Annotated in this window: 9 protein-coding genes; 5 read left to right on the top strand and 4 right to left on the bottom strand. The window is 52.1% G+C overall.

Annotated features, from left to right (window positions below; genetic code table 11):
- Positions 1 to 46 precede the first annotated feature (46 nt).
- From SH449x_RS20705 to SH449x_RS20685, 5 genes are all read left to right on the top strand, one after another.
- Entirely contained in the window at positions 47 to 736 is a 690-nt protein-coding gene (locus tag SH449x_RS20705; protein WP_482377981.1) for a 7-carboxy-7-deazaguanine synthase QueE, read from the top strand.
- A gap of 294 nt (positions 737 to 1,030) precedes the next feature.
- Entirely contained in the window at positions 1,031 to 4,615 is a 3,585-nt protein-coding gene (locus SH449x_RS20700) for a PSD1 and planctomycete cytochrome C domain-containing protein (protein ID WP_482377980.1), read from the top strand.
- A gap of 64 nt (positions 4,616 to 4,679) precedes the next feature.
- Positions 4,680 to 6,134 (top strand): DUF1501 domain-containing protein, encoded by a 1,455-nt coding sequence (locus SH449x_RS20695; RefSeq protein WP_482377979.1) that lies wholly within the window; start codon positions 4,680 to 4,682, stop codon positions 6,132 to 6,134.
- Positions 6,135 to 6,482: 348 nt separating this feature from the next.
- On the top strand, positions 6,483 to 6,758 hold the full coding sequence (locus SH449x_RS20690) for a hypothetical protein (protein ID WP_482377978.1): 276 nt from the start codon (positions 6,483 to 6,485) through the stop codon (positions 6,756 to 6,758).
- 36 nt (positions 6,759 to 6,794) lie between these two features.
- Entirely contained in the window at positions 6,795 to 7,025 is a 231-nt protein-coding gene (locus SH449x_RS20685) for a hypothetical protein (protein WP_482377977.1), read from the top strand.
- A gap of 751 nt (positions 7,026 to 7,776) precedes the next feature.
- Here SH449x_RS20685 and SH449x_RS20680 read toward each other — a convergent pair.
- The 4 genes from SH449x_RS20680 to SH449x_RS20665 all read right to left on the bottom strand — a co-directional run bounded on the left by SH449x_RS20680 (position 7,777) and on the right by SH449x_RS20665 (position 12,466).
- Positions 7,777 to 8,973: a restriction endonuclease subunit S gene (locus SH449x_RS20680; protein ID WP_482377976.1), complete on the bottom strand. Its 1,197-nt coding sequence runs from the start codon at positions 8,971 to 8,973 to the stop codon at positions 7,777 to 7,779.
- Positions 8,974 to 9,093: 120 nt separating this feature from the next.
- Positions 9,094 to 10,590 (bottom strand): ISKra4 family transposase, encoded by a 1,497-nt coding sequence (locus tag SH449x_RS20675; protein WP_482376812.1) that lies wholly within the window; start codon positions 10,588 to 10,590, stop codon positions 9,094 to 9,096.
- Positions 10,591 to 10,733: 143 nt separating this feature from the next.
- Positions 10,734 to 11,243, bottom strand: a complete 510-nt coding sequence (locus SH449x_RS20670; protein WP_482377975.1) for a hypothetical protein — start codon at positions 11,241 to 11,243, stop codon at positions 10,734 to 10,736.
- A complete protein-coding gene (locus SH449x_RS20665; RefSeq protein WP_482377974.1) occupies positions 11,240 to 12,466 on the bottom strand; it encodes a PDDEXK nuclease domain-containing protein in 1,227 nt (408 codons plus the stop codon). Before SH449x_RS20665 ends, SH449x_RS20670 begins: the two co-directional genes overlap by 4 nt.
- Positions 12,467 to 12,496: the final 30 nt, after the last annotated feature.

The following is a 12,496-nucleotide window of genomic DNA, read 5'->3' as shown; positions in this document are numbered from 1 at the left end:
TCCTTACCAAAGCTCCACAAAATCGAACCTTTTTAAGGAGTCTCCCATGATCCGCGTCTCAGAAATTTTCCACAGTGTTCAAGGGGAGGGCAAACTCACCGGCACCCCCAGCATTTTTGTACGGACCAGCGGCTGCAACCTGCGATGTTGGTTTTGCGACACCCGCTACGCGTCTTGGGAGCCAGAGGGAGATCATGTCTCGGTCGCCGAAATCGTGGAAAAAGTTTCCCAGTTTCCCTCAAAGCATGTGGTCCTCACCGGTGGCGAACCCCTCATTTTCGAGGAAGTAGCCCAGTTGACTGCCGAGCTGAAAGCCCTCGGAAAGCATATCACGATCGAGACGGCTGGCACCATCGACCTGGAGGCAACCTGCGACCTTTGGTCGATCAGCCCCAAGCTGAGCAACTCCACACCGGTTGGTTTTGCGAGCGAGGAGTGGATCGCAAATCACGATAAGCGCCGCCACCGGCCCGAGATCGTCCAGCGTCTCATCCAGCGAGGTGACTACCAACTCAAGTTCGTTGTGGGCTCGATTCTCGATGCAGAAGAGGTCTTGGAGTATCTTGAGGAGCTACAGGGCTGGGAGCGATCCAACGTCTTGATGATGCCGCGAGGTACCACGCAGGAGGAGTTGCTGTTGCAAACTTCCTGGCTTGCAAACTGGTGCCGCGAACACGGGCTCAGGCTGTGCGACCGACAACACATCTACTGGTTTGGCAATAGACGAGGAACGTGATCGCAGGGGTCCGCAACACGACTCTTTAGAAATCGGCTAGTTTCCTCGCTTTGAATCAATCATTAACCTCCCATTCAGCGTCACCCTTTTGAAGTTCTACTCGCCAAAGCCCATCAGAATGCGAGGCAGCAAGATTTGACACCTGCCGAGAATGAGGCCGCTATCGACGAAGCTATTCAAATCCTTTTCTTTTCGAATCGAATCTAAACTATACTTAATAGTGCCTCCGCATTTTACAATGCGCTACCTTGCCTCACGACTTCCTTCCTTACGTTGCTCTCCGCAAGCGACCCAATGAGTGCCTACAGCAAGTCTTCCCTAGCTATGCAAATCTATCGAATCATCATCGGCTTTAGCTTCGCAATGTTAACCGGTATCGCCTCCGCAGACGATTCGGTCAGCTATTCGCATGACGTGCGACCAATCCTTTCCCAGTATTGTTTCAAATGCCACGGGCCGGACGAGTTAACCAGACATGGTGGATTGCGACTCGACCATCCCGAGTCAGCTTATGGCGAGGGGGACTCGGGGGCGATTGCGATCGTGCCCGGCTCTGTTGACAAAAGCGAATTGGTTCGCCGTATCGCATCACACGACCCCGATGAGGTCATGCCACCTGCTTCCTCTAATCTGACTTTGACCGAGACGCAAAAGGAGGTTTTAAAAAAGTGGATCTCCAGCGGTGCAAAATATGAAATGCATTGGGCCTTTGTGTCGCCTAAGAGAACCGAACCACCCATCGTTCGCGACACACTCTGGAATCGAAATGCAATTGACCGCTTCGCATTTAGCAAACTGACCGAGCTAGGCTTGACACCACAACAACCGGGCCCCCCCTACGAACAAATTCGCCGAGTTTACCTAGACCTGGTTGGACTCCCCCCAAGCGTGCAGGTCGCGGATGAATTTGCGGCCAACCCGACCGAGGCTGCCTACGAGAAAATCGTAGACGATCTGCTGCAATCTCATGACTACGGCGAACGTTGGGCTCGCAAATGGTTAGACTTGGCTCGCTACGCAGATACCAACGGTTACGAAAAAGACAAAGTGAGAACGATATGGCCCTACCGTGATTGGGTGATCAACGCACTTCAAAATGATATGCCTTTCGATCAATTCACGATCGAACAACTAGCAGGTGACATGCTCCCTAACGCAACAATAGACCAAAAAATCGCAACCGGCTTTCATCGAAACACCATGCTGAACGAAGAGGGGGGAATCGATCCTCTCGAGTTTCGTTACCATGCCATGGTCGACCGAACTGCGACCACAGGAACGGTATGGCTGGGATTAACCATAGGGTGCGCCCAATGCCACACTCATAAATACGATCCGATTTCTCATCATGAATACTTTGGGATGTTCGCCCTACTCAACAATGCCGATGAACCCGAACTGCCCATCTCCGATAAAAACGCTTCCGCAGTAAAAGCCGATGTCGAGCGCAAGATCGACGAGCTTACCTCCAAACTCGCTGATCGATTCCCAGTCCCCATGGAGACCATTTGGCTGGTCCCCGAGGCGATGAATCCGCAATCGGCTCAAGGCACAACGATCGCCGTTGAAGCAGACAATGTCGTCCGCGCTCAAACACCTCCCAAGGCGACAGACTCGTTTACGCTAACGCTCAAGGTTCCTGCTGGCTCTTACGATCGTCTTCAACTGGAGGCGCTCTCAGACCCTGCGTTGCCCAGCAAAGGACCCGGCCTAACCGACCACGGCAATTTCGTTCTGACGGGGCTAACCGCATCAGTTGGTGATACTCCTATCAAACTAACCGAAGCGAACGCCGATTTTGCTCAGTCTGGTTTCCCGGCCAATCACGCAATCGATGGCATGCCCAGTACTGGCTGGGCCATTCATGGACAGGGACAATGGAACGTCGATCGCAAGCTGACGGTGAAATTCGAAACGCCTCTCGTGCTAGATAGCGAACAACTGCTAACCATCCGACTCGATCACAACTACGGCGGCAAGCACGTTCTCGGAAAATTCCGTTTATCCATCGGCAAACCAGTCGACAACGATGTACCAGTCGATACTCGACACCAAGAGCTTTTGGCCAGGCGATTCGACGAATGGATCCAAGAGCATTCATCCAAGGTCAACACGTGGGAAGTTGCGAATCCTATACGCGCCACTGCGACGACCCCACACTTAACGGTCTTGGATGACAAGTCCATCCTGGCAACAGGTGACTTCGCGAAGTCCGACACATACGTCGTCGACTTTGATTCACTACCGGCAGGTGTTACCGGTTTGCAGTTGGAAGCGATTCCCGATGAACGCTTGCCAAAAGGCGGTCCCGGGGCTGTCTATTACGAAGGACCGATCGGCGATTTTTTCTTGAGCGAAGTTACGGTATCCCAAAAGGATCAAGTTCAAAAAATTAGCGAGGCCAGCCATTCTTATGCCAGTGGTGGAAACACTGCGGCCAAGTGCATTGATGGCGACAAGCAATCAGGCTGGTCGATCGATGGCGGACAGCGGCGCAGACATGTCGCTGTCTTCAAACTCGAGAAACCATTGGATACTGCTGGTCCGATCTCGATCTCAATGCTTTTCGAACGCTGGTACGCGCCAGGCATAGGTAGGTTTCGATGGTCCTACACGACGCAGCCTGTTGGCTCGGCCAATGATCTTCCCATGGAGGTTGCGAGGTTGCTGAAGAGTCCTGCGGATCAATGGACGACCGACGATCGCAACTTGGTGATGAGAGCCTTTTTAGATCGTACTCCCGAACTCGCGGAAGCTCGCAAAGAGATCGATGCCTTACGCAATTCGCTTATCCCGTCCTTGAGCACTCTGGTAATGCAAGAGCGTCCTAGCGATAACCCACGCGTTACGTATCGACACCATCGTGGCGAGTTTCTTCAACCAGAAGATGAAGTTCAACCCCACACTCCACTGGTCCTGAACGATAAGTCCAATCAGCCAACCAATCGACTTGAGTTTGCCAAGTGGCTTGTATCGCCATCGAATCCACTCACCGCTCGTGTCACCGTGAATCGCGCTTGGGAAGCATTCTTTGGATACGGACTGGTGCGAACATCTCAGGACTTTGGCTATCAAGGAGACTCGCCGACTCACCCTGAATTGTTGGACTATCTCGCATTGGATTTCATCGATCAGGGGTGGTCGTTAAAGAAATTGCACAAGCAAATCGTGATGAGTCAAGCCTATCGCCAATCCATCGAAATCCGCCCAGAATCGCTGGCAAAAGACCCAGACAACCGTTGGCTATCGCGAGGACCACGTGTTCGGCTTGATGCCGAAGTCGTTCGTGATCAATCGCTCGCGGTATCGGGACTTCTTTCTAAGAAACGGGGTGGCCCGAGTGTATTCCCACCACAACCGGCCAGCGTAACCACCGAGGGAACGTACGGATCGCTCGCTTGGAATGTGAGTTCGGGAGAAGATCGATTTCGAAGAAGTCTCTACACATTCACGAAACGAACATCTCCCTTTGCCCTCACAGCTACCTTTGATGCTCCGAGTGGCGAGGCCTGTGTGGCTCGTCGCGATATCACGAATACTCCCATGCAAGCCCTATCGTTGCTCAACGACGTCACGTTTATGCAAGCGGCGCGTGAGCTTGGGAAAGCAACCGTCCACGCCAAAGGTGATGACCAGGAAAAACTCGCCGAACTCTTTCGCAAAGTTTTAGTGCGGCCGGCCACCAAGGATGAGCTAGACGCATTGCAAGACTACTACTCGAATCAATTCACTCGACGCAAAGAAGGTCAGCTGCCAGCCCTCAAGATCGCAACCGATTCCACAACTGAGAATTTGACCGCAGAGGAAGCGATAGCGCGAGCCGCCTGGACATTGGTTGCTCGCGCCATCATGAATCTAGACGAAGCAGTTACCAAGTAAATTGCGTTCACAAAAACATATCCATCCAAGATCAATTGCACCAACGCCTCAGCAGGACAACTTTATGAAAATCGATCCATCAGCAGTTCAAGTGGCCAGACGTCACTTCTTGAATGAATGCGGCATTGGACTAGGGAAAGCTGCATTGGGAAGCTTGCTGGTTGGTGGCATGGCGCGTTCGAATGCAGCGGACAAGATTTCTTCGAATCCGCTGGCATCCAATCCACTGGCATCCAAGCAATCGCATTTTCCGGGAAAAGCGAAAGCAGTCATTCATTTGTTCATGGCCGGTGCGCCGAGCCATCTCGATCTTTTCGATTACAAACCCGATTTGGCTAAACTGGAGGGGAAGCCGTTGCCCGAGTCGGTGATTATGGGGCAACGTTACGCTTTCATTCGGCCGGATGCCGCCGTGATGGGTCCTCGTTTCGAATTTGCCAAGCATGGGCAATCGGGACTTGAGATTGCCAATGTGTTCGAGCATTTACCTAAAATCGCGGACGACATTTGCGTCGTTCGGTCGGTCAAGACAGACCAGTTCAATCATGCACCGGCTCAAATCTTTTTCAACACGGGCTTTTCGCAACCAGGCCGCCCCAGTCTTGGGAGCTGGGTACTCTATGGCTTAGGAGCCGAGACTGAGGACTTACCTGCCTTTGTCGTCATGTCAACCGGAGCAGGCATCAGCGGAGGAGCCGCCAACTGGTCGAGTGGTTTCTTGCCAACGATATACACCGGGGTTCGGTTGCGTAACCAAGGCGATCCTATTCTCAACGTTGCGAACCCGGATGGCATCGATAGCGAGGCACAATTAGCAACGCTCGACGTGGTGAACAAACTCAACAAACAACGACTCGCGCTGATTGGCGATCCCGAGATATCGACACGCATTGCAAACTATGAAATGGCTTTCCGATTGCAATCGTCGGCACCGAACCTTATGGATTTAAAGGAAGAGAGCGCCGAGACGATTGCCATGTACGGCTGTGATCCTGACAAGCCATCGTTTGCGCGCGCTTGCTTGTTGGCGCGTCGCATGGTCCAGCGCGGAGTCCGCTTCATCAACATCTATCATGAGGGCTGGGATGCACACTCCGACGTTGTTGGCAATCACAAAGGAAACCTCAAAGCGACCGAGCAAGCGACCGTAGCCTTAGTTCAGGACTTGAAGCGACTCGGAATGCTCGATTCGACGTTAGTTATATGGGGCGGTGAGTTTGGTCGCACTCCTATGATCGAATCGAACGCATCTTTAGGGCGTGCCAATGGACGAGATCACCATCCCCAGGCGTACACGATGTGGATGGCGGGTGGCGGCACCAAAGCCGGTTTTCAATACGGCAAGACCGACGACCTCGGGTTCCACGTTGTGGAGAATCCCGTTCATACGCATGACTTGCAAGCGACCATACTGCATTGCCTAGGCATCGATCACGAGCGGCTAACGTATCGACACGCCGGACGCGATTTTCGATTGACGGATGTACATGGAAACGTTGTCAAAGATCTTTTGAGCTAAACGGCTTGTTGCTTTAACAAGCCGTAACGCGGTAGCGTTCGGTTGTCGGCCGTTGTCCGTCGGCTAACGCATAGTGGCTAATGCTTATTTTTGAGATGCAATCAAAGAGGCCGAACTCCGCCCTATCGGCAAAACGCTCGACTAGACGAAGCAACGGCAAATGTGGAATAGGCTTCGTAAAAGTACTATTGGCTTACAGGGAAAAACGAACTCATCGAAGTTTTCGGCAACAGTTGGCAGTCAATTGGTTGCCGTGGGGCTGGCAAGCGAGGCCTCAGCGGCTTCCTTTAGTCCATGACAGTGACTGTCATGTCGATAGATGCTATACTGGGTTCAGGAGCAAAACTCATGACACAATCCATTCAAACATCCGTTGACCGAACCGTTAGCGACATTACTCCCAATCAGCGTCACGCTATTGAGGAACTGGTCGGAGGAGATCTGGCTCCTGACCAAAGGATCTTCGTTCTTGCTTATCGCCCGGGTGTCGAACCGAACGAAGCTGAAAAATCTGTTGCTCGAAGTAGGATTGAAGAGCTACTCTTCAAAGCCCATCAGAATGCGAAGCAGCAAGAGTTTGCACCTGGCGAGATTGAGGCCGCTAGCTGCTCTAAATTCGTATGATTAGGAAACCACTTTCGCAAATAGGAGGCATGCCAAATGCCAGATGAAGTAAGCCTAATGGTTACCACCGAGGGATTGACGGCGTTAGCCGACATGGCGTTGGCATCTAAGAGCCAATCACGTTTGGACGAGTTGCTGGCGAAGAATGTCGAAAGCAAGCTCTCGGCCGAGGAAACCAAGGAACTCGACCTTTTGCTAACGCAAATTGACGAACTCAATCTCGTCAAAGCTCGTGCGGCCGCTACGCTGCATCGAATCAAGAATTAGGAATTGCCTTGAATGGTACGGTGATTGTCGGGTTGACTGAGATAGGTGTCGCTACGGTCAACCTTTTACGCATGAATCGACCGTAATTGGTTGAGGTGCGTTCGCTTTGGGTCATCGTTGGTAAGCATCCACCGAATTGAGCCGGTAGCCCCTTTATTTTATCGCCTCAATCGTAGATAGTTCGGGGGAGAAAATACCGTTCCAACGAAAGCAACATTCGGAAAATCCGCCGTCGGTAAGAAAAGCGAGAACGCGGCACGCTAGTGCCAAAAAACTAAAAATGCCCAAAACACGGGTCGTTTCAGCGCTCAATGCGTCGCAAAAGAAACCACCTCACTTCGCGCACTAGCGTGTAGCCATCAGTTCGCAGGATAAGACGAGCACACCCGGAAGGTTACGAACAAAAACAGAAATCACCAAGTAATTCCCAGGGCAAAGGAAATTCGAGCCCTTCGGTAGACCCATCCGTAGCCCCATCCGTGGGTTCTCTCACTCCCTCACTGGCCCTCGAACACCTCGAAACATGCAACCAATTGCCATGGCCGGATCTACAGATTTACTAACCACCCCTCAAGCCCGCCTCTTTTATGGGCTGGATAGATGGATTCCGCTCGAGTCTCAGCTTCATTTATGGTGTGTTAGGATTCTTCAAGTCTCTTCTCAATCGTGCTGATCAAATCGGGATATCTGCGACGCTGGGCCGGAAGGCATCGGAGGTCAGTTCGTAGAGAGGCATAGCGGAGTATCGGATTTATGTTTTGGCTGGTCTGCCGCGGCGCCCCGTGGTAGTGGCGGCGGGGACGGAAACTTTGCCATGGTTAGGTGCACCGGTCAGTTCAGCGACGAGAGCGGCGAGAAGGTTCGCGGCGGTGGCGCGGGAGGCGGCGAGTTGTTGTTCTAACTCATCAACCAAAGCCATCAGTTGCTCCACTTTCGCCACAATCCGCCGTTGCTCGGCGAGGGGAGGGAGAGGGACGACCGTGGCGGCAAGCTTCGTTCCATTGAAGTTCGCTTGACCGCACTGCTGTACAACTTCCGGCTCGATTTGCGTCTGCCTGTAGTAAGACGCGTTCATCGCAACGCTGAAGAACGGTGGAAACAGGAACGATCCTGGTAGCCGAATGCGAATGAGGTAGGAGGCGAAAGTAGATGTATGGTCCGGACCTGTATAGATGCCAGATTTGCCAACAAGCTCATAACTGTTCGTGCGGTTGAAGAGAATGTCAAATGTCTTGAGGTAGAGGGCAGGAAGGTCGTCGATACCTGAATCAACGTATTTCATGTTCTCATCGATCACACGGCCACCGACAATTTTACCCATGCGATAAACCGGAACTTTAGAAGAATCGTTATCTGCCTTCTGCGATGTTCCGTAATCGATTACGAGTGCGAGATGGCCAAGTCTGCTCCACTTCCAAGTGTCCGGGATTTCGAATGGGAAATCTTCTGTAGTGAGAGGCGCAACATTCTTCGGAGGACGAACCCTGTCGTTCTTTGCAATACTCATCCTCGTTTGTTCAAGGCGAGCGAGCAATTCCTCTGCTGGTTCGTCGTTGGCTTCTTGGGGGACGAGTTTGCCTTGGACGGCGAGGGTGAGGATGGATTTGCGGAGGTCGGCGGGGGGGATGGTGTAGGACTTGTGAAAAAGGTATTCGAGATTCTCTGGGGTAGGTGACTCGGCAAAGCGGGCCAGCGACGCGCGGGCAAGCTTGCTGGCCTGCTCCTCCCTTTCCCGCTGCTGCGCCTCCAGCCTATCACACAACGCCATCAACTCATCCACCTTCGCCACTATCCGCTTCTGCTCAGCGAGTGGCGGAAGGGGAATGGGGGCAAACCGGAAGTAGTCATTGGAAACTCGCTGTTGCCCCGCCGTACCAGAAAAGCTCGCCACACCTCCGGCGACGAATTCTGGCGACTTGTAGAATAGCAGTGCGTAGAGTGGTAGCACGACATCTTTAAATGGGCGAAGAATATGTAATTCAGTAGTGCCTGAACCTACACCCCCGGGAAGGTTGTTAAAAACACAACCTTTACCGTTCTGGAAGGGTGTGACCGGTTGTTCTGTTAGTTACGACGCCATTGCCAAGAACTGATCGCTATAGTTCACTCGTTTCTTACCGTAGATCGAGAGGTTTACCGTTCGGTGCGTTGTGGCTAAGACATCCCAAAGCTCACTCGCTTCGATGCAGCGAAGGTTCAGCATGGTCTGGGCTCCTTTTTCCTTCCATCTCATCCCACTCTTTTCCATTCGATCCTTGGGCACATGCCGACAGGCTCCTTCAATATACCCAGTGCATATCGGATAGCCTTTTGCCAAATACTCACCGTACTTGATTCGTGAGCGGTTGTTTTCCAAATACTTCACGATCTTGCCAAGCTCTTCGCGTTGTGCTTTTTTTATGCCCTTGCGTCTCATCGCAGTCTTGATTCCTATGATCATTAGACCTTCGGTTCCCTTAAGCAGTAGCAGCAGCTGTTCGCGAACATACGAGCTTTGCGAATCTGGTTGGATGATCTTCGCGGCTGCCCAGATTCGCGGAAGTACATGCATCAGGTCCAGTATTTCAATCGTGTTCCATCCCTCCTGGTACTCATGCGCTAAGTTCCAAAGTGATGGTTGCCCGTCGTGCATAACCAAAATCTCTTGACCCTCTCGGTGGCGTCGGAGCGTATTGGCAGTTAGCCATTGCTGAGCTTGCTCTTCAGCGGACTTACCGATCACGTTTCCGTTAGAATCATGCTTGGTCAACGCCCCAAAGTACCGAGGATTCTTCGGCTTAGCTTCTGATCTACTTGTCTCGCCTGACTCAGGCTCATGGAATAAAGCATCAATGATTTCTGTAGCCGTTCGAACATCGCGATCTACGGTATACACTCCGGCCATGCACGCCATTTGTTTCTGCCCCGGCTTGGGGCCCATGCGTTCGACAGAAGCACCCACAGGTGTTTTTTCCGTTTGCTTGCGTACCATCGGGATGCCTTTGTTGTCACTGGTTTGGACCAAGAGTTCTGCCTCGGTAGCTCGATCGATCGATGGCGGATTATCGAGTACCAAGGCCGCTGATTTTCCCAATCGGCTTCCGATCCGTTCGGCGCTGTCGACTGGGACGTGGAGTGACGTGATTCGTTCCAGTAACCCAACCGCTTTATGGAAGGAAGATTCGGTCGCATGAGTTCCGACCCACGACTCGAAGACCAAGGAATAATCATTCTGCGGGAGCCCTAAATGCTCGTCCAAAGGAATGGCTTGGATCGCTTGATCGGGTGTTGTTCCATAGACGTAGCGTTCGATTCTGAAATCGCCAAAGATGGAGCGATACCTCCGAGTCCGTTTGGGCATTCGATTATAGACTCGCCCTTTCTTCTCGATGGTAGGTCCAACATCTCCCTGGCCTGCTTGCTCGATGATTGTTCCAATCAATGCATGTCCGAGAGCCATTAGTCGCTTGTGTAAATCAAGCTCCGTTTGGTCGATCGCTTGCCCCGTACGAAAAGCTGTGTTAGCCAGCTCTTTAAGCTGTGCGACAATACAATCTACATTCTGGAAATCCAACGATTCGTTCATGATTTGACTCCGTGATTGAGAACCGACGAAAAAGCTCGCCGTTACCCTTATTATCTCTCTCAATACTGAAAACGAAACCAATTGGTTGTCGCCGGAAATGATGCCACAATATCTTGTGCTAGCAAATCGCGACTCACTACCGACTAAGCAACGATGAGCCGGTCACACCCGTTCTGGAAGCAAGGTGTGATCTTTGCGAAGCCAACATCGCCGTCAGCAAAATGAGTGTAGCCTTTTTTGATATCGCGCCACGGACGAACTTCTGGCTCGAAGGTCGAGCGGTAGTCTGTCGGAAGAAGATTCATTGGTGCGAATGCGACAAACGCATCATCGTCCACGTCTACGCGCGGCGACGTATCGCCAATCATGACGCTACAAGTCCAAACCCATCCAAGTGGTAATGACTGTAACTCACAACGGGCCAAATGTCTTTCCGTCTCTTTTGCTAGAAGCTGATATTTCGTCGCGATTGGAAAGTTCTGTGCTTGCTGAGCGGCGCTCATAAGCAGTAGTTCAGCCGAGCCATCCGAACTATCTTGTGGTACGAGCTTACCTTGCACAGCGAGCTGCAGCACCAGCTCGCGCATCTTCGCCACTGCATCTGGCGCGTCAGCGAACTGGTCGAATTTTTCGAAAAAGGTTTCCAGCTTCATACTCTGGCTTCTTCCTCGCTGAGCCATTCAAGAAGCTTGGCCTTGAGCAACTCCTTCGCAGGGAGATACAACTGGTATTCGTTGGCGTGGATGTTGGCGTCTTTGGGCAGGGTAAGTTCAACCACGGCAGCGTTTTTCTCGCGGCACAGCAGCAAGCCAATGGTGGCGTTTTCCTCCGGCAGCTTCACGTGGCGATCGTAATAGTTCACATACATCTGCATCTGCCCGAGATCTTGATGGGTGAGCTTGTCGAGCTTCAAGTCAATGATGACATAACATCTTAAGAGACGGTTGTAGAAGACGAGGTCGAGGAAGTAGTGATCGCCATCAAACGTGAATCGCTTCTGGCGTGCCTCAAAGAGGAACCCCTTGCCTAACTCCAAAAGGAATCGTTCTAGATGGTTGATGATGGCGGATTCGAGATCAGATTCGGTGTAGCCTGTCCGATCGTCGAGACCGAGAAATTCCAAAACTAAGGGATTCTTTAATAGATCTTGGGGCCTTGCAATGATCTGACCTTCTGTGGCCAGTTTGCGAATGCCCGCCTTGTCACGACTAAGGGCGAGGCGCTGGTAAAGTCCGGAAGCTTTTTGGCGTTTTAGCTCGCGTACGTTCCAGCCCGAGTTTGCCGACTCAATTTCGTAAAAGCTGCGTTCATCTGGGTCTTTTATACCGAGCAGTTCGACGTAATGGGACCAACTGAGTGTGAAAGGATTGTTGAATTGTCCAGAAGCCGGCTGGGCAATTTCGATGGAAGCTAATCCGTCAGGCGCAGTCTGTTGTTTTTTAGTTGGTGGCAATTTGGCAGACACCGTCTGCCAAATTGTAATCTTTTGTGATTTGGCAGACACTGTCTGCCAAATCTCCGGCAGGCGGTCCTGGTACGTTTGATAAAACAAACGGAAGCCTCGCAGATTTCTCTCGGAAAACCCCGCGCCAAATTCCTCCGTCAATCGCGCCGACAGCTCTTTCAGCAGTGCCGTACCATAGGCCGCCCGCTTGTTGCCCTTCTGTTCGTGTACCACGATGCGACGACCGATCTCGAAGTTCGTGAGTACTTGAAAAGTATCGACGACGGACGCCACACCACGACGTGCGAACTGGATGAGGTCGCGAACCTCCGCAATAAGCGGTGAGATATCAGAAAAGGATGGCTCGGTCTTGGCGACCGCGATTCGCTTTGAGCGAGTGGCTTTCTTGGGGAGTGCAGCTTTCTTTTTCATCGAGAAAGCGCCTCCATGAGCTGTGCCTTC

The sequence above is a fragment of the Brakhagea baltica genome, from assembly GCF_052161605.1.
Classification (GTDB): Bacteria; Planctomycetota; Planctomycetia; order Pirellulales; family Pirellulaceae; genus JBKCUI01.
The sequence above is the reverse complement of the archived record's forward strand: the minus strand, read 5'-3'. Positions and strand labels throughout refer to the sequence as shown.

Excerpts from the sequence above, each read along its gene's own strand:
- SH449x_RS20705 (WP_482377981.1), top strand. The coding sequence starts at position 47 with ATGATCCGCGTCTCAGAAATTTTCCACAGTGTTCAAGGGGAGGGCAAA.
- SH449x_RS20700 (WP_482377980.1), top strand. The coding sequence starts at position 1,031 with ATGAGTGCCTACAGCAAGTCTTCCCTAGCTATGCAAATCTATCGAATC.
- SH449x_RS20695 (WP_482377979.1), top strand. The coding sequence starts at position 4,680 with ATGAAAATCGATCCATCAGCAGTTCAAGTGGCCAGACGTCACTTCTTG.
- SH449x_RS20690 (WP_482377978.1), top strand. The coding sequence starts at position 6,483 with ATGACACAATCCATTCAAACATCCGTTGACCGAACCGTTAGCGACATT.
- SH449x_RS20685 (WP_482377977.1), top strand. The coding sequence starts at position 6,795 with ATGCCAGATGAAGTAAGCCTAATGGTTACCACCGAGGGATTGACGGCG.
- SH449x_RS20675 (WP_482376812.1), bottom strand. The coding sequence starts at position 10,590 with ATGAACGAATCGTTGGATTTCCAGAATGTAGATTGTATTGTCGCACAG.
- SH449x_RS20670 (WP_482377975.1), bottom strand. The coding sequence starts at position 11,243 with ATGAAGCTGGAAACCTTTTTCGAAAAATTCGACCAGTTCGCTGACGCG.
- SH449x_RS20665 (WP_482377974.1), bottom strand. The coding sequence starts at position 12,466 with ATGAAAAAGAAAGCTGCACTCCCCAAGAAAGCCACTCGCTCAAAGCGA.